Source organism: Nocardia sp. NPDC055050 (genome assembly GCF_053608345.1).
In genome coordinates this window covers 26,115-44,816 of sequence record NZ_JBSGVG010000027.1, presented here as the reverse complement: position 1 = coordinate 44,816, position 18,702 = coordinate 26,115, and the positions used below count along the sequence as shown (strand labels likewise).

The 18,702-nt window shown below is 68.9% G+C and carries 18 protein-coding genes; 13 read left to right on the top strand and 5 right to left on the bottom strand.

The window, feature by feature from the left end; all coding sequences use genetic code 11:
* Positions 1–191 precede the first annotated feature (191 nt).
* The 10 genes from ACWGCN_RS24715 to ACWGCN_RS24670 all read left to right on the top strand — a co-directional run bounded on the left by ACWGCN_RS24715 (position 192) and on the right by ACWGCN_RS24670 (position 9,639).
* Positions 192–743 carry an Rv1476 family membrane protein gene (locus ACWGCN_RS24715; RefSeq protein WP_452459746.1) on the top strand — a complete coding sequence of 184 codons (552 nt, stop codon included), beginning with the start codon at positions 192–194 and terminating at the stop codon, positions 741–743.
* Between the two features lie 265 nt (positions 744–1,008).
* Positions 1,009–2,433 (top strand): NlpC/P60 family protein, encoded by a 1,425-nt coding sequence (locus ACWGCN_RS24710; RefSeq protein ID WP_452459747.1) that lies wholly within the window; start codon positions 1,009–1,011, stop codon positions 2,431–2,433.
* Between the two features lie 176 nt (positions 2,434–2,609).
* Positions 2,610–3,770 carry a chaperone MoxR1 gene (moxR1, locus tag ACWGCN_RS24705; RefSeq protein ID WP_378995282.1) on the top strand — a complete coding sequence of 387 codons (1,161 nt, stop codon included), beginning with the start codon at positions 2,610–2,612 and terminating at the stop codon, positions 3,768–3,770.
* Between the two features lie 23 nt (positions 3,771–3,793).
* On the top strand, positions 3,794–4,750 hold the full coding sequence (locus tag ACWGCN_RS24700) for a DUF58 domain-containing protein (protein ID WP_378627164.1): 957 nt from the start codon (positions 3,794–3,796) through the stop codon (positions 4,748–4,750).
* The gene (locus tag ACWGCN_RS24695; RefSeq protein WP_378995280.1) at positions 4,747–5,751 is read left to right on the top strand and encodes a VWA domain-containing protein; all 1,005 of its coding nucleotides are present in this window, start codon (positions 4,747–4,749) and stop codon (positions 5,749–5,751) included. Before ACWGCN_RS24700 ends, ACWGCN_RS24695 begins: the two co-directional genes overlap by 4 nt.
* An 84-nt stretch (positions 5,752–5,835) precedes the next feature.
* Positions 5,836–6,552, top strand: a complete 717-nt coding sequence (gene fabG1 / locus ACWGCN_RS24690) for a 3-oxoacyl-ACP reductase FabG1 (RefSeq protein ID WP_387443050.1) — start codon at positions 5,836–5,838, stop codon at positions 6,550–6,552.
* A 127-nt stretch (positions 6,553–6,679) separates the two neighbouring features.
* Positions 6,680–7,516, top strand: coding sequence for an NADH-dependent enoyl-ACP reductase InhA (inhA, locus tag ACWGCN_RS24685; RefSeq protein WP_266290283.1), 837 nt, complete (start codon positions 6,680–6,682; stop codon positions 7,514–7,516).
* Positions 7,516–8,565, top strand: a complete 1,050-nt coding sequence (locus tag ACWGCN_RS24680; RefSeq protein ID WP_379313301.1) for a ferrochelatase — start codon at positions 7,516–7,518, stop codon at positions 8,563–8,565. Before inhA ends, ACWGCN_RS24680 begins: the two co-directional genes overlap by 1 nt.
* An 86-nt stretch (positions 8,566–8,651) precedes the next feature.
* Complete coding sequence (locus ACWGCN_RS24675) at positions 8,652–9,047, top strand: hypothetical protein (protein ID WP_378627168.1); 396 nt, start codon at positions 8,652–8,654, stop codon at positions 9,045–9,047.
* Positions 9,048–9,135: 88 nt separating this feature from the next.
* On the top strand, positions 9,136–9,639 hold the full coding sequence (locus ACWGCN_RS24670; RefSeq protein ID WP_452459748.1) for a hypothetical protein: 504 nt from the start codon (positions 9,136–9,138) through the stop codon (positions 9,637–9,639).
* Between the two features lie 63 nt (positions 9,640–9,702).
* Here the strand turns inward: ACWGCN_RS24670 and ACWGCN_RS24665 are convergent, their stop codons facing one another.
* Positions 9,703–10,515, bottom strand: coding sequence for a hypothetical protein (locus ACWGCN_RS24665; protein ID WP_378995273.1), 813 nt, complete (start codon positions 10,513–10,515; stop codon positions 9,703–9,705).
* 112 nt (positions 10,516–10,627) lie between these two features.
* Positions 10,628–11,452: a DUF3097 domain-containing protein gene (locus ACWGCN_RS24660; protein ID WP_387443058.1), complete on the bottom strand. Its 825-nt coding sequence runs from the start codon at positions 11,450–11,452 to the stop codon at positions 10,628–10,630.
* A gap of 105 nt (positions 11,453–11,557) precedes the next feature.
* Between ACWGCN_RS24660 and ACWGCN_RS24655 the strand changes: the two genes are divergently transcribed.
* Positions 11,558–11,989, top strand: coding sequence for an NfeD family protein (locus ACWGCN_RS24655; RefSeq protein WP_378995269.1), 432 nt, complete (start codon positions 11,558–11,560; stop codon positions 11,987–11,989).
* A 2-nt stretch (positions 11,990–11,991) separates the two neighbouring features.
* Positions 11,992–13,233 (top strand): SPFH domain-containing protein, encoded by a 1,242-nt coding sequence (locus tag ACWGCN_RS24650; protein WP_378627173.1) that lies wholly within the window; start codon positions 11,992–11,994, stop codon positions 13,231–13,233.
* Positions 13,234–13,305: 72 nt separating this feature from the next.
* On the opposite strand, the gene ACWGCN_RS24645 is transcribed toward ACWGCN_RS24650, so the two are convergent.
* From ACWGCN_RS24645 to ACWGCN_RS24635, 3 genes are all read right to left on the bottom strand, one after another.
* On the bottom strand, positions 13,306–14,514 hold the full coding sequence (locus ACWGCN_RS24645) for a molybdopterin-binding protein (RefSeq protein WP_378995267.1): 1,209 nt from the start codon (positions 14,512–14,514) through the stop codon (positions 13,306–13,308).
* Positions 14,515–14,738: 224 nt separating this feature from the next.
* Positions 14,739–15,812 carry a tartrate dehydrogenase gene (locus tag ACWGCN_RS24640; RefSeq protein ID WP_452459749.1) on the bottom strand — a complete coding sequence of 358 codons (1,074 nt, stop codon included), beginning with the start codon at positions 15,810–15,812 and terminating at the stop codon, positions 14,739–14,741.
* A 9-nt stretch (positions 15,813–15,821) separates the two neighbouring features.
* The gene (locus tag ACWGCN_RS24635; RefSeq protein WP_452459750.1) at positions 15,822–17,315 is read right to left on the bottom strand and encodes an NAD-dependent succinate-semialdehyde dehydrogenase; all 1,494 of its coding nucleotides are present in this window, start codon (positions 17,313–17,315) and stop codon (positions 15,822–15,824) included.
* 106 nt (positions 17,316–17,421) lie between these two features.
* Here ACWGCN_RS24635 and ACWGCN_RS24630 point away from each other — a divergent pair, with 106 nt between their 5' ends.
* Positions 17,422–18,663 (top strand): aspartate aminotransferase family protein, encoded by a 1,242-nt coding sequence (locus tag ACWGCN_RS24630; RefSeq protein WP_378995261.1) that lies wholly within the window; start codon positions 17,422–17,424, stop codon positions 18,661–18,663.
* The last annotated feature ends 39 nt before the right edge of the window (positions 18,664–18,702 follow it).

Here is an 18,702-nt window from a genome sequence, read left to right as displayed (position 1 = left end):
CGATCCTAACAGTACGCTTGTCCTATGAAATACGCGGGGGCCGTGGGTGGTGCCGCGCAGGCGTAGCCGGGCGCCGAGTCGCGTACTGTGCCTGACGAGCGAAGTCGGGGAAGACGCAGTGACGCTCACCTTGGCAGTGTTGGACGCCCGTCGCGACACCGGCGATCGTGGCTCGACAGACCGGATGGAACATGACCACTTTTGCGCCGATGGCGGCCGAACTGCCGCCGAACACCGTGCTGAGCAGCGTCGCGTCCGACCTCGCCGACAATCACGTCGCGGCCCCCAAGGGTCAGGATCAGGAGAAACTGGCGGCGATCGTCGCGCAGGCGCGATCCGAGGGGATCCCGCTCAGCGTCGTCATCGTTCCCGGTAATCCCGGCCACGACTCGAGCCTACGTGACCTGGCCACCGAGGTCGGCGAGAACGCCCACGGCACTGTCGCCGTGTTCAGCGACGACTGGCTGGGCACCTACAGCGACACCATCAGCCGGGTGCGGCTCGAATGGGCCGAGGATGCGGCCAAGTACAAGGGCAATCACCCCGAAGAGGCCGTGCAGGCCTTCGTCGACCGGCTCGAGCAGCCGGAGGGCGTTTCTTGGGGCGTCATCACCACGGTGTTGCTGACCCTGATGGCGCTCGTGATCGCCGGGCTGTACCTGGTGAAGGTCCGCCGCGGTCCCGATGCGGACGCACCGGCAGCCCCCACGTCCTCGCGCGTCGATGCGGGTTCCACCAACTAACTGGTTTCACTGCAGTCACATTTCCAGACCAACGGTTTGTTTTCTGCGGTAGAAAACTGTCTTTCGTCAGGCTAATTCTGAGCAATCTGTGAATTGATGCCGCGCCCCACTGTGACGGATGTTTCCTTTGTGAACTATGTGTCGTACGGTTGCGATGAACGCGATCGTGAATGCAGTGGTACAGGGGGCATTGGTCGACTCTTGTGGTCGGTGTTTCGACTGATGCGCCGGTGGCGTATGTCGAGTCGAGATACTCGGAGGTGCCGTGCGCAGTGCGGGCAGGCAGGACGAACCAGGTCTATTACGAATAGCGATCGGTTTGCTGGCGGTGGTGGCAGTGCTGCTCGCCGCGGGACCGGTCGCTGCTGTGCCACCCCCTCCACCCAATCCGTCCGACGGTGAGATCGCCGGGGCAGGCGCCCAGGTCGACGCGCGGGTCACCGAGATCGGTGTACTGATCAATCGTGTCGCCGCGGCCGATCAGCAGTTACGCGAACTCGACGACCAGCTCGCGGGCAAACGGGAAGCGGTCAACCAGGCACTCGTGGACCTGCAGACCGCGCGCGACGCCGCCGACGCCGCCGCGGCCGCCGTCACCGACAGCCAGACCCAGCTGGCCGACGCGGGCGTGAAAGTCGGTGCGGCACGCCAGGATTTCGATCAGGTCGCCACTCAGGCGTACGTGCGCCCCGCCAACAGTTCGGTCGTCACCTACCTCGCCTCCTCCACCCCCGATGCCGCGATGGATCGCGCGCAGGTGCTCGGCATGGTGTCGAAGAACCAGCGGCAGGTCCTGGACGGCTTGCGCCGCGCCCAGGTCGCCCAGGCCAACCAGAACTCCGCCGCGCGGCAGGCCAAGACCGACGCCGACAACGCTGCCGCCGGGGCTGAGCAGAAGCGCGACGCCGCCCAAGCCGCGGTGAACATCGCGAAGTCCGAATTCGACACCCAGGCCGTGGCTCGCGACACCCTGCGTCGCGACCGCAGCGCGGCACAGTCCGCTCTCGACGTCGCCCGCTCGACCGTCGCCGGGCTGCAGAGCCAGCGCGAGATCTTCCTGGCCTGGGACGACCAACGCGAAGCCGAGGTGATGGCCCTGCTGGCCGCCGCCAACGCCGCCGCCTCGCGCGCCGCCGCGGACAAAGCCGCCCGCGACCGCGCCGCCCAGCTCAACGAGGGCCAGCGCCCGCACGCCGACCTCGAGTCGACCCCGGCCTCCCCGCGCCGAACCAAACCGCGACCCTCGCAACCGCAGGTCACCGGTTCGGCCGCGATCGAAACGGTGGTCGACCGCGCGATGTCGCAACTCGGCGTCACCTATGCCTGGGGCGGCGGCGACGAAGACGGTCCTACCCTCGGCATCCGCGACGGCGGCACCGGCGACGCCCACGGTGACTTCAACAAGGTCGGCTTCGACTGCTCGGGCCTGATGCTCTACGCCTTCGCCGGCATCGGCGTGTCGCTGCCGCACTACAGCGGCTATCAGTACAACGCGGGCACCCGGGTCGACGTCGAGGACCGCGAGCGCGGCGACATGCTGTTCTGGGGTCCCGGTGGCAGCGCCCATGTGGCGATGTACCTGGGCAACGGCAAGATGATCGAGGCCCCTGAATCCGGGGATGTCGTGAAGATTTCCCCGGTCCGCGAGGACGGCATCATGCCGTACGCGGTCCGCATCGTCACCGGCTGAGTGTCCATCGCCGCTGGTAGGGCCGCGATCGATGCAGCGTGCGCCACAGTCACCGCTGCGCGTGAGCGGCGTCACGAGCATGACGAATCCCCGTCTAGTACTGGCCGGTTGCGGCGCACCGGGCGATTCAATGGAATAGTTGGTGCCGCACGCACAGGACCAAAGCGAAAGCGGGGATGTTGGTGACTTCGACGGAAGGTGTGAGCGGGCCGAAGCTGGCGAAGGACGCCGGTACGGCCACGCCGAGCACCCTGGAGCGTGACGTCCAGACTCTCGAGAAGGCGATCTACGAGGTCAAGCGGGTTATCGTCGGTCAGGACCGGCTCGTCGAGCGTTTGCTCGTGGGCGTTCTGGCACGCGGACACGTGTTGCTCGAAGGTGTGCCGGGCGTCGCGAAGACTCTTGCGGTGGAAACCTTCGCCAAGGTCGTCGGCGGCTCGTTCTCCCGGGTGCAGTTCACCCCGGACCTGGTGCCGACCGACCTCATCGGTACCCGCATCTACCGGCAGGGCCGCGAGGAATTCGACACCGAGCTCGGCCCGGTCGTCGCGAACTTCGTGCTCGCCGACGAGATCAACCGCGCGCCCGCCAAGGTGCAGTCGGCACTGCTCGAGGTGATGGCCGAGCGCAAGCTGTCGATCGGCGGCAAGACCTACCCGATGCCCGATCCGTTCCTGGTCATGGCCACCCAGAACCCGATCGAGAGCGAGGGCGTGTACCCGCTGCCCGAGGCGCAGCGCGACCGCTTCCTGTTCAAGGTCGTCGTCGACTACCCCTCGGTCGAGGAAGAGCGCGAGATCATCTACCGGATGGGTGTGAGCGCGCCCGAACCGAACCAGATCCTCGACCCCGAGGACATCATCCGCCTGCAGAAGGTGGCCGCCAACGTCTTCGTGCACCACGCGCTCGTCGACTACGTGGTCCGCGTGATCACCGCGACCCGCACGCCCGCCGACTTCGGCATGGAGGATGTGGCGAGCTGGATCTCCTACGGCGCGTCCCCCCGCGCGAGCCTGGGCATCATCGCCGCGGCGCGCTCGGTCGCGCTGATCCGTGGCCGTGACTACGTGGTTCCGCAGGACGTCGTCGAGGTCATCCCGGACGTGCTGCGTCACCGTCTGGTGCTGTCGTACGACGCACTGGCCGACGAGGTGTCGCCCGAGGACGTCATCAAGCGCGTGCTCCAGACGGTCGGCCTGCCGCAGGTCGCCCCGCAGGCCAACGGCCAGGCCGCCCCGCAGCAGCCCCCGGTGCCCCAGCCGCCCCAGCAGCAGCCGGTGCCGCAGGCGGTGAACGGGCAGCAGTCCCAGCCCGCCGGCTCCGTCGCGCCCCAGTGAGTGCGCCGGAACCCGTTGTCCGCGTGCCCGTGTCGTCTCACGCTCCGCCCTCGTTCCGTGCCGGTGAACTGACCGACCCGAAGCTGGCCGCCGCGCTCAAGACCCTCGAGTTGACCGTGCGGCGCCGCCTCGACGGCGTGCTGCACGGCGACCACCAGGGGCTGATCCCCGGACCGGGTTCGGAACCGGGGGAGGCACGGCTGTACCAGCCGGGTGACGATGTGCGACAGATGGATTGGTCGGTCACCGCCCGCACCACCCATCCGCATGTGCGGCAGATGATCGCCGACCGCGAGCTCGAGACGTGGCTCGTCGTCGACCTGTCGTCGAGCCTGGACTTCGGCACCGGCCGGGTACACAAACGCGATCTCGCGATCGCGGCGGCCGCGGCGATCACCCACCTCACCTCCGGGGGCGGCAACCGGATCGGCGCGGTCGTCGCGACCGGTCAGGATCTGGTACGCATCCCCGCGCGCAGCGGACGGATGCACGCCCAGACCCTGCTGCGCGGCATCGCCACCACCCCGCACGCCCGCGACGGCGTACGCGGCGATCTCAAGGCCGGGATCGAATCGCTGCGCCGTCCGCAACGCAAACGCGGTCTGGCCGTGGTGATCAGCGACTTCCTCGGTGACGTCGACTGGCAGCGCTCCCTGCGCGCGATCTCCGCCCGCCACGATCTCCTCGCCGTGGAAGTGCTCGACCCCCTCGATGTCGCGCTGCCCGACGGCGGCGACGTGGTGCTGCACGATCCCGAATCGGGCCGCACCCGCGAGTTCAGCGTCACTCCCACGCTGCGGGCCGATTTCGCGGCCGCGGCCCGAGCCCAGCGTGAGCAGGTGGCGCAGGCGCTGCGCAGCTGCGGCGCGCCGGTGCTCACCCTGCAGACCGATCGGGACTGGATCGCCGACGTGGTCCGGTTCGTGTCCACCCGGCGCCACAGCCTCGGCGCCCCGAGCGGGCGGGTGCCTCGCCAGTGAGTATTTCGCATTTCACGGCCGTCGTCTGGCTCGGTTTCCTCGTGGTCGTCGCCCTGCTCGTGCTCGGTTACGTGCTGGTGCAGCGCGCCCGGCACAAGCGGATGCTGCAGTTCGGCAACATGGCCATCCTGGAGCGGGTCGCCCCGTCGCGACCGAGCCCGATGCGCCATGTCCCGATCGCGTTGATCCTGGCGGGCCTGGTCCTGCTGACGATCGCCGCGGCCGGTCCGACCGCCGTGCAGAAGGTGCCGCGTAACCGCGCGACTGTGGTTCTGGTGATGGATGTTTCGCTGTCGATGGAAGCCACCGACGTGGAGCCGAACAGGTTGCAGGTCGCGCAGAAGGCAGGCAAGGATTTCGTCGACGGGCTGACCCCCGGTATCAACCTCGGTTTCGTCACGTTCGCGGGCACGGCCTCGGTGATGGTGTCGCCGACGACCAACCGCGAGGCGGTGAAGCACTCGATCGACAACATCAAGCTGGCCGAGCGCACCGCCACCGGCGAGGGCGTCCTCACCGCACTGCAATCGATCGATACCCTGGCCGCCGTGCTCGGTGGCGCCGAGACGCCCCCGCCCGCGCGCGTGGTGCTGATGTCGGACGGCAAGCAGACGGTGCCCGACGACAAGGACGTCGACAACCCGCGCCACGGTTTCACCGCCGCGCGCCTGGCCAAGAACAAGGGCATCCCGGTCTCGACGATCTCCTTCGGTACCGAATGGGGCACGGTCGAGATCCCGGACTCCGACGGCAAGGGTTCCCAGCGGGTGAAGGTGCCGGTCGACAACGACTCGCTGCGCGAGATCGCCGAGCTGTCCGGCGGCGACTTCTACACCGCGTCGTCGCTGGCCGAACTCACCGCGGTCTACGACACCCTCGAGGAACAGATCGGCTACGAGACCACGCGGGGCGATGCGAGCCGCCCGTGGCTGTTGTTCGGCATGCTGGCCATCGCGGCGGGAGTCGTGGTCAGTTTGCTCTATCGTCAACGCCTGCCCTAGCTCCCACCGCCCCGCGTTGTGAGCTGTCGCAACGGCGCGACCCTGACGCGGGGCGCACGAATCGGAACAGATAGGTTGGACCCTATGTCGAACGTCACATCCCGGTCGGTCCTGGTCACCGGCGGTAACCGCGGTATCGGTCTCGCGGTCGCGCAGCGTCTGCAGGCCGACGGCCACAAGGTCGCCGTCACCCATCGTGGATCGGGGGTACCCGAGGGTCTGTTCGGCGTGAAATGCGATGTCACCGACAGTGATTCGGTCGATCGCGCGTTCACCGAGGTCGAGGAGCACCAGGGGCCGGTCGAGGTGCTGGTCGCCAATGCGGGCATCACCGACGACACCCTGCTGATGCGCATGACCGAGGACCAGTTCGAGCGGGTCATCGACGCCAACCTCACCGGCGCCTTCCGCTGTGCCAAGCGCGCCAACCGCGCCATGCTCAAGGGGCGCTGGGGCCGGATGATCTTCCTCGGTTCGGTGGTCGGCATGGCCGGTCAGGCCGGTCAGCTCAACTACGCGGCGTCCAAGGCCGGCGTCATCGGCATGGCGCGGTCGCTCACTCGGGAGCTGGGCTCGCGTTCGATCACTGCCAACGTGGTGGCCCCGGGCTTCATCGAGACCGACATGACCGCGGACCTGCCCGACGATCTGAAGACCATGGCGAAGAAGTACATTCCGCTGCAGCGTCTCGGCCAGCCGGAAGACATCGCCGCCGTGGTCAGCTTCCTCGCGTCCGAGGACTCCCGCTACGTTTCCGGCGCGGTCATCCCGGTCGACGGCGGCATGGGCATGGGTCACTGATCCGATAACGGCGCTGTCGTCCACGTCGACGGCTGCTATTGCATGGGTCACTGATCCGCTAACGGATCGCCCCGCGCCACCGACAAGGTGGCGGCAACCATACTGATTTCAGGAGAACCGAAAACTCATGGGCGGACTGCTCGAAGGCAAGACCATCCTGGTCACCGGCATCATCACCGACTCGTCGATCGCGTTCCACGCGGCCGCGATCGCGCAGGAGCAGGGCGCGAGGGTGATCATCACCGGCATTCCCGACCGACTGCGGCTCATCGACCGCATCGCCAAGCGGCTGCCGCAGGAAGTGCCGCCCGCCATCGGCCTCGACGTGACGAACGAAGAGGATCTGGCCGCGCTCACCGAGAAGCTGCGTGAGCTGGCCCCCGAGGGCATCGACGGCGCGCTGCACTCCATCGCGTTCGCGCCGCGGTCGATCATGGGCCCCGGCGCGCTGCCGTTCCTCGAGGGCCCCGGTCCCGATGTCGCCAAGTCGTTCGAGATCTCCGCGTGGAGCTACGCCTCGCTCGCGCGCGCCGTGCTCCCCGTCATGAACGAGGGCGGCTCGCTCGTCGGCATGGACTTCGATCCGCGCGTGGCCATGCCGTACTACAACTGGATGGGCGTGTCCAAGGCGGCGCTGGAGTCGGTGAACCGCTATGTGGCGCGTGAGGTCGGTGCCGCCAAGAAGGTGCGCTCGAACCTGATCGCCGCGGGCCCGATCAAGACCCTCGCGGCCAAGGCCATCGCCGGCACCGCGACCGACGATGCCAAGCAGCTCGTCCAGCTCGACCAGTACTGGGACGGCGCGTCGCCGATCGGCTGGGACGGCAACGATCCGCGCGCGGTCGGCAAGTCGATCGTGGCGCTGCTCTCGGATTGGCTGCCCGCCACCACCGGCTCGATCATCTACGTCGACGGCGGCGCCAGCCACAATATGTGGTTCCCGGAGAACATGTCCCTGAGCTGATGCCGGACGCCCTGCTGCTGCTGTCCTTCGGTGGTCCCGAGGGCCCCGAGGACGTGATCCCCTTTCTGGAGAACGTCACTCGGGGCCGTGGGGTGCCCCCCGAACGGCTCGCCGAGGTCGCGCAGCACTACCTGCATTTCGGCGGGGTCTCGCCGATCAACGCGTTGAATCAGCAGATCATCGCGGCGCTGGAGGCCGACCTCGCCGATGCCGGGCTGGATCTGCCGGTCTATTTCGGCAATCGCAACTGGCATCCCATGGTCGAGGACACGGTCGCGCGGATGACCGCCGACGGCGTGCGTTCGGCACTGGTCTTCCCGACGTCGGCGTGGGGTGGGTATTCCGGTTGCCGCCAGTACGACGAGGACATCACCCGCGCCCGCACGGTGGTCGGTGCCGGTGCCCCGGAGCTGGTGAAACTGCGCCAGTACTTCGATCACCCGCTGCTGATCGAGTCGTTCGCCGACGCGATCGCCGCTGCGGTGCAACAGATTCCGGCCGAGCGCCGCGACGGCGTGCGCCTGGTCTTCACCGCACACTCCATCCCCGTCTCGGCCGACCTGTCGGCGGGCCCGCCGGCCGACGGTGGCCGCCTCTACAGCAGGCAGGTCGCCGAGGCCGCCCGATTGTGTGCCGCGGCAACCGGTTTCGCCGAATACGACGTGGTGTGGCAGTCGCGTTCGGGCCCGCCGCAGGTACCGTGGCTCGAACCCGACATCGTCGACCACCTGGATGTGCTGCACGGCAAGGGCATCGACGCCGTGGTGGTGTGCCCGGTCGGTTTCGTCTCCGATCATCTCGAGGTGATCTGGGACCTCGACAACGAAGCGTCGACCCGCGCCGCCGAGCTCGGCATGGCCTTTGCCCGTGCGGGGACACCCGGCACCGATCCGCGATTCTCCCGGATGATCGTCGAACTGATCGCCGAACGCGTGAGCGCCGGTCCGGTGCGCGAACTCGGCACGGTCCCCGGCTACGGCTGCACCGTCGACGGAGCCCTGTGCGCCCCCGGTTGCTGCGAACCGCCCGCGCGCCCGGTCCGGCGCTGAACACAACCGGATAACCATTCACCGGTAGTCCCCGGTTCGAGGAGTAGCCTTTTCACAGTTGCGCTCGACTGATCGGAGGATTTCCGATGATTTCGACCACGCCGCGCCGCGCTGCCGGGTTCGCCCTCGTGCTGACCGCCGCCGCGCTCGGTCTGACCGGCTGTGGCGGGGACTCCGGCTATCAGACCCAGCCCCCGCAGCCCACCGAGCCCACGATCTCGCAGGCATCCGTCGAGGAATTGTGCGGCATCCTCGATGGGCAGAAGGGGACGTGGAAGGCGCTGGGCCCGCGCGTCGCGCGGGTGGCGTTCACCGGCGCGATGAAGCTGTGGACGGTCAACGACACCGTCGCCAACGCCGCGATCGCCTACAACCGCCACATCGTCGACACCGTCACCATCCGTACCTGCCCGCAGGTCCGCGATGCGACGCTCAGGTCGCTCGATGTGCCCGATCTCAAAGTCGCCCTCGGCGGATTCTGAACTGGCGCTTCCCCGTTCGGCGCATCTCTGCGTTAGCATCGCCGCAGACCTTCGCCCGAAGGTCGGGTGACGCTACGGGGAGGGCCCGATGAACCATGCCGACATGATGCTGACCGCACTGGCTCGGGGAGGTGGTCTTCTCGCCGGCGACGACATACTCGCGGGCGATGCGGAAGCGGTCCTGGCCCGTCGTGGGGGCGGTAGCAGCGTCAGCGTCGGTGGTGGCGGGGTCCCGGAATGGGTCTGGTACCTGATCATCGGCGTTGTTGTGCTCATCGTGGTGATCGTGTTGATCCGCACGTTCAGCGGTTCCTCGAACCAGGCTGCGCCACATCAGATGCCGCCACAGCACATGGCACATCAGCAGCAGCCGTACCCGGCGCAGTACCAGCAGCCGTACCCACAGCAGCACCCGTCTGGCCCCGGCTACCCGCAGGCACAGTACTCGCCGCAGTATCCGCAGGGTCAGTACCCGCAACCGTATCCGCAGCAGCAGCAGCAGCAGCCGATGCCGTACCCGCAGCAGCAGCCGTACCCGCAGCAGATGCCGTATCCACAACAACCGCAGTACCAGCAGCCTTATCGGCACTGACGGATCGGCTCCGGCGTGCGCCACCGGACTCGGTGACTACCCCGTCCGTCCCGAATAGGAAGGTCAGCCGTCGCGGCGGGCAGCGGCGTGGACCGCGACGAGGCGGGCCTCGCGGATCGTGTTCCACAGCGGCCGCAGCAGGGATTCGTGCGCCCCGAGCGCGGTGGCCGAGGTGGGTGAGGACGCCGGCTCGTGCTGAGCGACGGTGAGGATCGCGGCCACATGATCGGCCGTATCGAGAATTCGCTTGGCGCGCAACGGGATCGAGTCGGGATAGGCGTGGCGCGCATAGGCCGCGAGCTGGGCCTCGATCTGTTCACGCGGATCGTCGTCGCCGTTGCCGACCGAGGTGGTGTGCAGTTGCATCAGGGCGTCGGCGGCGTCGCGCACCGATTCGCGCATGGTGTACTCGGCCTCGCCGAGCGACATGTCGTGACCCGCGATACGCGGCAGATCGACGCCGTAGACGGTCCACTGCAGGGTGTCGTCGTCGTCCCACTGCGGGATCAGGCCGGTGCCGGGCTCGCCGGGAACGCCGAGCAGCAAGCCCTCCTCGGCGTCGATCGCGTCGGCCGCGAACGCGGTGCCGACCGGCAGCCCGCGCACGTCACCCGGTGCGGGCAGGACCAGGCGCAGCTGCGCCCCGGCGGGAGCCATCGCCTCGCGGATCACCTTGAGCAGCGGCATGGCTCCGTTGCCCGCCGCACCGCGCGAGGTCCACGGCAGGTCGGTACGTCCGCCGGTGACCGGGTCGCCCGCCGCGATGGTGTGGTGCGGCGCCCAGGCGTGCAGTGCCTCCAGCACGTCGTCGGGCGCGCTGGTACCGGCCAGCCAGGAGCCGGCCCACAGCGTCAGCGTGGCACTGGGAGAGCACATAATCATCGAGCATAAAGGTTCGCCCGCGATCGCGTGCGCGCACCGAGGTGGTCGATGGTGCCTACGCGGATCACCGATTTCGGCGCGACGATCCGTCTGACCTGCTGTGCGTTCACTCCGGCTCGGTCACGAAGTCGATGAGCCGTTCGACCGCGCCGATGAGTGGGGCTTCCAGATCCCGGAACGAGCCGACCGCATCGTAGACACGGCGCCAGCCCTGCTGCGGTGTTCCCCAGCCGAGGCGCGCGCAGATTCCGGTCTTCCAGTCCTCGCCGCGCGGCACTGTCGGCCAGGCATCGATGCCGAGCGCGGCGGGGCGTACCGCCTGCCAGACATCGATGTAGGGATGGCCGGTCACCAGCACGTGTGGGCCGAGGCCGGCGGTCAGGTGCGTCTCCTTCGAGCCGGTCACCAGGTGGTCGACGAGCACGCCTACCCGCGCGCCGGGGCCGGGTTCGAACTCGGTGAGCCGGGCACCGAGGTTGTCGAGGCCCTCGAGGTGTTCGACGACCACGCCCTCGACCCGCAGGTCGTGGCCCCACACCCGTTCGACGAGCGCCGCGTCGTGCACGCCCTCCACCCAGATCCGGCTGGTTCGCGCGACTCTTGCCCGCAGGCCCTCGACGCGGGTGGACCCCGACGCCGACCGCACCGGCTGTTTCGGCGCGGTCGCGGTGGGCTTGATCAGCGTGACCGGTTTCCCGTCGATCAGGAACGCCGCCTCCCGCATCGCGAACAGCCGCACCGCCCCGCGCGCGTCCTCCAGCTTCACGAACTCGCCGTCGTAGCTGCGATCGAAACCCACTACGGCACCGCAGAATCCGCTCGCCGCGTCCTCGACCACCAGATCGCGTTCGGCGTTCACTGTCGGCACCGGCTTCTTCTTGGTCCGATCGTGTCCGGAATAGATGTCGCCGTAGCTGTCTCGCGCACTCACGTCCCGAAACTACCGCGCGCGCCAGCGCGCGCGGTACCGGCGCACCGGGAGGTGGCGATTACGCGAGCCTGCCCCCGAACCGGTCATCGAGGCTAGGCTGGCAGGGTGGCCGCAATAGTCTGGCTGATCGCGGGCATCGTTCTCGCGGCGGCGGAAATGCTCACCGGGGACCTCACGCTGCTCACCCTCGGGGTGGCCGCACTCGGCACCGCGGGGATCAGCGCCGCCACCGACCTTCCGGTCTGGGGAGACGCCCTGGTGTTCGCCGCGATGGCCGGTGTGCTGTTCGTCGGGGTGCGCCCGCTGTTGCGCCGCAAGTTCGGTACCCCGCCGCCCACTCCGACGAATGCCGATGCGCTGCCGGGGAAGTCGGCGCTGGTGCTCGAGCAGGTCGCGGAGTATTCGGGTCAGGTCAAGCTCGGTGGCGAGGTCTGGACCGCGCGTCCGCTCGACCCGAGTGAAGTGTACGAAGCCGGTGTGACTGTCTATGTGATGAAGATCGATGGCGCGACCGCCGTCGTCTGGAAGGGTCCCTAGCAATGGTTGCCTTGATCGTGGCCGCCGTCCTCGTCCTGTTGGTCGTGGTGGTGGTGTTCAAATCGATCGCTCTCGTCCCGCAGGCCGAGGCGGCGGTGATCGAACGGCTCGGGCGTTATTCGCGCACCGTGTCCGGTCAGCTGACGTTCCTCGTCCCGTTCGCCGATCGCGTCCGCGCGAAGGTGGATCTGCGCGAGCGGGTCGTGTCGTTCCCGCCGCAGCCGGTGATCACCCAGGACAACCTCACCCTGCAGATCGACTCGGTGGTGTATTTCCAGGTCACCAGCCCGCAGGCCGCTGTCTACGAGATCAGCAACTACATCGCCGCGGTCGAGCAGCTCACCGTCACCACGCTGCGCAATGTGGTCGGTGGCATGACCCTGGAAGAGACGCTGACCTCGCGCGATCAGATCAACAACCAGCTGCGCGGTGTGCTCGACGAGGCCACCGGCCGCTGGGGCCTTCGGGTGGCCCGGGTGGAGCTCAAGTCCATCGATCCGCCGCCGTCGATCCAGGAATCGATGGAGAAGCAGATGAAGGCCGATCGCGAGAAGCGCGCGACGATCCTCACCGCCGAAGGTAACCGCGAAGCGCAGATCAAGACCGCCGAGGGCGCCAAGCAGGCGGCGATCCTGACCGCCGAGGGCGGCAAGCAGTCCTCGATCCTGTCGGCCGAGGGTGAACGCCAGAGCCGCATCCTGCGCGCCCAGGGCGAACGCGCCGCCTCCTACCTGCAGGCCCAGGGGCAGGCGAAGGCGATCGAGAAGGTGTTCGCCGCCATCAAGAACGGCAAGCCGACTCCGGAACTGCTTGCCTACCAGTACATGCAGACTCTGCCGATGGTGGCCAAGGGCGATGCGAACAAGGTGTGGCTGGTCCCCAGCGATTTCGGCAAGGCGCTCGAAGGCTTCGCCCAGAACTTCGCCACCAAGGGCGAGGACGGTGTTTTCCGCTACGAACCGTCCGCCGACGAAGCCCCGGTGAAGATCGAAGACGACACCGACGTGGCCGACTGGTTCGAAACCGCCTCGGACCCCAAGATCGCCGAAGCAGTCCGCGCCGCGGAAGCCACCGCCCGCACCCCCGTCGAAGGTTTCGATTCCCCCGTACCCCGGCCCAAAACCTCGGTGGCCAAGGGGGACCCGGAACTCCCTACCCCACCTCCGATCGCCCCGGCGGAACACCCCGCCCCGCGCCCGGACGACCCCTACGGTCGCCCCTGGCAGCCGCCGCAACACGGCTGATCCGAGCAGGGTACGGCCCCGGTGTGGACTTCCACTCCGGGGCCGTTTCTGTTGTGCGGCAGCGCTGTCGGGTCAGTGCGGGAGGGGAAGGAGTTCGACGAGGGAGCCTCGGCCGGTGCCGGGCGGCAGGATGGCCAGGGCTTGGCAGGGGATGAGACCGGCCAGGTGAGGGGTGTGAGCGGGGCCTGTGCTGCGCCAGACGCCGCCGGGGTGTTGCTGGACGCCGACTATCCGGGTGGCTTCGCCTTCCATCACGCCGGCGTCGGAGAGGCGGCCCCACATGGTGGGGCCGGGCGTGCGCAGCGTGAGGGCGTCGACGATGGCCGGGCCGACGGCCAAGAGGGCCGCGACGGCGGCGAAGGGGTTGCCGGGCAGACCGAGCAGGACTCGGCCGTCGGGGAGCTGGGCGACGAGGGTGGAGCCACCGGGGCGGATCGCTATCCGTTCGACGATGATGCGCGCGCCGAGGTCGGCCAGCAGGGTGCGCAGGTGATCGGCGGCGCCGCGACCGGTGGCGCCGACCATGACGACCAGGTCGGCGTGGGATTTCAGGGTGAGCCAGGAGCGCAGCAGGTCGCGGCTGTCGGCGAGGTGCCACAGGCCGGTGCTCTCGATATCGCAGCAGCGCAAGAACTCCGGCATGACCGGGCCGAGGGAGTCGCGGGTTTCGCCCGGACCGAGCGGGCCGACAGCGCGGATCTCGTCACCGGTCATCACCACATCGGCGCGCAAAGGTCCACGCACGGTGACAGTTTCGGCTTCGGCGCTGAGTGCCGCCGAAGCCAGGGCCGGTGAGACGCGGGCCCCAGCGCGCGCCAATTCCGTTCCGCTGCTCCAGTGTTCGCCTTGGCGGCGGGTGTCGTCGCGCACCGGTGCGCCGGGCGCGCGCATCACCACCGGTTTGCCGGACACGCTGGTGGTCACGATGTGTTCGTCGCGCAAAGTCGCCGTGGTACCCAGCGGGGTAGCCGCGCCGGTCGCGATCCGCACCGCCTCGCCGGGCGCCAGCACCACCGAGCAGCCGCGCCCGGCGTAGCTGACCTGCTGGTGTAGCCGCCACCACGGTCCGGGGCCCGCCACCGCGTAACCGTCCATGGCGGCGCTGTCCACCCGCGGCAGGGGAGTGCCCGCCGCGAGGGCGACAGCCAGGGTTGCCCCCACGGCCTCGGCCACGGGTCGTTCACGCACCGCGATCGGCTCGAGCTCGGCGGCTATTCGCGCGCGCACCAGCCCCAGCCCACATTGCACCGCCGCAACTACGCCCACCCGTGCGCTCGTCACCACGTTCCGCCTTCCGAGGACCCATCACCGATACTGGGACTCATCGTGCGCACCACCGATTGCCTGCGATTTTCTGGGCAGTTGCCGCGCGATGACGTTGTGCTCACGCACACGCGTGCCGCTCGGTGCGCAGTTCGGGCGTCACGAGTGGGTGACCCGCAGGTCTGCCGGGCTGGGTGCCCCGACGTCCGGGCGGTCAGCGGTGGGGGAGAAGCCGACGGGGTTCACGCTTCGGTGAGGGCGTTCGTCAGCTCGGCGGCGCGGTCGGCGATGGCGGTGCCCAGCTCGGCGGTGGTGGCGGTGCCGCCCAGGTCCGGTGTGCGAACCGTACCCGCGGCGAGGACGTCGCAGACCGCGCGGTCGACGGCGGCGGCCGCGGTGTGCTCGCCCAGGTGGGAGAGCAGCATGGCCCCGGCGAGGATCTGGGCGACGGGGTCGGCGATGCCCATGCCCGCGATGTCGGGCGCGCTACCGTGCACGGCCTCGAACATCGACGGCGCGTCCGCCGCGGGGTTGATGTTGCCCGAGGGCGCGAGCCCGAGTCCGCCGGTGACGGCCGCGGCGAGGTCGGAGAGGATGTCGCCGAACAGGTTCGAGCCCACGATCACATCCAGGCGATCGGGGTGGAGCACGATTTCGGCGGCGAGGGCGTCGACGTGCATCTGCCGGGTCCGCACCGTCGGGTACTCCTCGGCTACGCGCTCGACAATGCTGTCCCAGTAGGGCATCGAGTGGATGAGCCCGTTGGATTTCGTCGCCGAACAGAGCTTGCCCGAGCGTTCGGCGGCGCGGTCGAACGCATAGCGGATGATCCGTTCGCAGCCGGTGCGGGTGAACACTGATTCCTGCAGCACGAATTCGTCCGGCCTGCCCGGGTTGTGGATGCCGCCGATCTCGGAGTACTCGCCTTCGGAGTTCTCCCGCACGATGAGAATGTCGAGGTCCTCGGCGGTGCGGTCGCGCAGCGCCGATTCCGTGCCGGGCAGCAGTCGTACCGGCCGCAGGTTGACGTACTGGCCGAAGGCGCGCCGCAGCGGAATCAGCAGGCCCCACAGCGAGATGTGGTCGGGTACCCCGGGGAATCCGACGGCGCCCAGCAGGATCGCGTCGAACCCGGCGAGCTGCTCGGGCCCGTCGGCGGGCATCATCGCGCCGGTCCGCAGATAGTTCTCACAGGACCAGTCGAACTCGGTCCAGCTGATTCCCGGCAGGACCCGGTCGAGCACCTTCACCGCCTCGACGGTCACGTCGACGCCGATTCCGTCGCCCGGAATGGTCGCGATCCGGTATGTGCGCACGCTGTCTCCCTAAACCTTGACGCCGATGTATTTGGTCTCGAGGAATTCGTCGATCCCGGTGAAACCGCCCTCACGCCCGAGCCCCGATTCCTTCACCCCGCCGAACGGCGCGGCCGGATTGGAGACCACGCCCTGGTTCAGGCCGACCATTCCCGTGTCGAGCGCTTCGCAGACGCGCAGGCCGCGACGCAGGTTCTCGGTGAACACGTACGCCACCAGCCCGTACGGGGTGTCGTTGGCGCGGGTGATCGCCTCGTCCTCGGTGTCGAACGTGCCGATCGCGGCGACGGGTCCGAAGATCTCGGTGCGGCACAACTCGGCGTCGTCGGGCACGCCGGTGAGCACGGTCGCCGGGTAGAAGGTGCCCGGTCCGTCGATCGCCGTGCCACCGAGCCGCACCTGGGCGCCGCGCTGCCGGGCGTCGGCCACGAGGTGTTCCACCTTGGCCACGGCCTCGGCGTCGATGAGCGGCCCGACGACAACGCCCGGCTCGGTGCCACGGCCCATCGGCAATGCCGCCATCCGCGTGGCCAGTCGTTCGGCGAATTCCGCAGCGATGCCGCGCTGCACCAGAATTCGGTTCGCGGCCGTACAGGCCTGGCCGATGTTGCGCATCTTGGCGGCGAGCGCGCCCTCGACCGCTTCGTCGAGATCGGCATCGTCGAACACCAGCAGCGGTGCGTTGCCGCCGAGTTCCATCGAGGTGCGCATCACGGTGCGGGCGCACTGTTCCAGGAGAAGTTTCCCGATGGCGGTGGACCCGGTGAAGGAGAGTTTCCGGGAGCGCGGATCGGCGATGAGCGGTGTCATCAGCGCGCCGGGGTCGGCGGTGGTCACCACATTGACCACACCATCGGGCACACCCGCCTCGGCCAGGATTGCCGCGAGCGCCAGCATCGACAGCGGTGTTTGTTCGGCGGGCTTCACCACACAGGTGCAGCCGGCGGCCAGCGCGGGCGCGATCTTGCGGGCGCCCATCGCCATCGGGAAGTTCCACGGCGTGATGAGCAGACTCGGCCCCACCGGCTGCTTCGTCACCAGAAACCGGGATCCCCCCGTCGGCGCGGGCATGTACCCGCCGTCGAGGCGGACGGCTTCCTCGGCGAACCAGCGGAAGAACTCCGCGGCATAGGCGATTTCGCCGCGCGCCTCGGCGAGCGGCTTGCCCATCTCGAGCGTCATGACCAAGGCGAGGCGTTCGGTGTCGGCCAGCAGCGCGTGGTGCGCGCGCATGAGGACGTCGCTGCGGGTGCGTGCCGGGGTGCCGGCCCAGGCGGCCTGGGCGGCGGCGGCCGCGGCGAGCGCGTCGAGTCCGTCGGACGCGGTCGCGTCCGCCACCGCGCACAGCCGCGCGCCGGTCGCGGGATCGAGGACGGGCAGCGTGGCGACGGACTCACGCCATCGGCCCCCGATGAACAACCCCCGCGGAACGCTGTCGATCGCGGCCCGCTCGGCGGCGCTCAGGATGTCGAGCAGCTGCGCGCTGCCCCCGGACTCGTCCATGCGGTGCCTGCCTCCCGACGCGGTGGATCAACCGTTGCTGTGAACCCTGCCGCCATGTTATGCATATTGTCAACAATCCGACAATAGACAATCTGGGGAGTCCTTGATGACCGAGCTGTCTCCCGTCCTGAAGCAGGCCACGCCCGTCCACGTCGACCACGGCGCAGGCTGCTACCTCTACGACACCGACGGTCGCCGCTACCTGGATTTCACCGCCGGGATCGGCGTCACCAGTACCGGGCACTGTCACCCCACCGTGGTCGCGGCGGCGCAGGCCCAGGTCGCCAGCCTGATCCACGGCCAATACACCACGGTGCTGCACCGACCGCTGCTCGAGCTCACCGAGCGCCTCGGCGCGGTGCTGCCCGAGGGTTTGGACACGCTGTTCTTCGCCAACTCCGGCAGCGAGGCGGTCGAGGCCGCGCTGCGTCTGGCCCGCCAAGCCACCGGGCGCCCGAACGTGGTCGTCTTCCACGGCGGATTTCACGGCCGCACCGTCGCCGCGGCGACCATGACCACCTCGGGGACCCGGTTCTCGGCGGGGTTCAGCCCGCTGATGTCCGGGGTGCACGTGGCCCCGTTTCCGACCGCCTTCCGCTACGGGTGGAGCGAAGCCGAAGCCACCGATTTCGCGCTGCGTGAGCTCGACTACCTGCTCGCCACCCTCACCTCGCCCGCCGAGACCGCCGCGTTCATCGTCGAACCGGTGCTCGGCGAGGGCGGCTACATCCCCGGCAACACCCGCTTCTTCCAGGGCCTGCGCGAGCGCGCCGACCGGCACGGCATCCTGCTGGTCTTCGACGAGATCCAGACCGGCTTCGGCCGGACCGGAAAGTTCTTCGGCCACCAGCACTTCGACGTGCGCCCCGACGTGATCACCATCGCCAAGGGGTTGGCCAGCGGGTTCCCGCTGTCGGGCATCGCGGCGTCGCGGGAGTTGATGGCCAAGGCCTGGCCGGGCTCACAGGGCGGGACCTACGGCGGCAACGCGGTGGCCTGTGCCGCCGCGGTCGCGACACTCGAGGTGATCGAGGCCGAGGGTCTCGTCGACAACGCCGCCGTTCGTGGAGCGCAATTGCTCTCCGGCGTCGGGAGTCTCGCCACGAAGGCGATCGGGGACGTCCGTGGCCTCGGTCTGCTCGTCGGCGCCGAGTTCACCACGCCGACCGGCGAACCCGACACCGCGACGGCATCAGCCGCCCAGAAGGCCGCCGTCGACAAGGGACTGCTGCTGCTCACCTGCGGGGCGCACATGAACGTCGTGCGCATGATTCCGCCGCTGATCGTCACCGAAACGCAGGTGCAGGATGCCCTGGCGATCTGGTCGGAAGTCCTCGCCGAGCTGTAGTCCGCCACGCTGTCCCCGCTCGGGTTCCGGGCGGGGACT

Coding starts and splice junctions, on each gene's coding strand:
- ACWGCN_RS24715 (WP_452459746.1), top strand. CDS start 192: ATGACCACTTTTGCGCCGATGGCGGCCGAACTGCCGCCGAACACCGTG.
- moxR1 (WP_378995282.1), top strand. CDS start 2,610: ATGTTGGTGACTTCGACGGAAGGTGTGAGCGGGCCGAAGCTGGCGAAG.
- fabG1 (WP_387443050.1), top strand. CDS start 5,836: ATGTCGAACGTCACATCCCGGTCGGTCCTGGTCACCGGCGGTAACCGC.
- inhA (WP_266290283.1), top strand. CDS start 6,680: ATGGGCGGACTGCTCGAAGGCAAGACCATCCTGGTCACCGGCATCATC.
- ACWGCN_RS24680 (WP_379313301.1), top strand. CDS start 7,516: ATGCCGGACGCCCTGCTGCTGCTGTCCTTCGGTGGTCCCGAGGGCCCC.
- ACWGCN_RS24675 (WP_378627168.1), top strand. CDS start 8,652: ATGATTTCGACCACGCCGCGCCGCGCTGCCGGGTTCGCCCTCGTGCTG.
- ACWGCN_RS24670 (WP_452459748.1), top strand. CDS start 9,136: ATGAACCATGCCGACATGATGCTGACCGCACTGGCTCGGGGAGGTGGT.
- ACWGCN_RS24665 (WP_378995273.1), bottom strand. CDS start 10,515: ATGTGCTCTCCCAGTGCCACGCTGACGCTGTGGGCCGGCTCCTGGCTG.
- ACWGCN_RS24650 (WP_378627173.1), top strand. CDS start 11,992: ATGGTTGCCTTGATCGTGGCCGCCGTCCTCGTCCTGTTGGTCGTGGTG.
- ACWGCN_RS24635 (WP_452459750.1), bottom strand. CDS start 17,315: ATGGACGAGTCCGGGGGCAGCGCGCAGCTGCTCGACATCCTGAGCGCC.
- ACWGCN_RS24630 (WP_378995261.1), top strand. CDS start 17,422: ATGACCGAGCTGTCTCCCGTCCTGAAGCAGGCCACGCCCGTCCACGTC.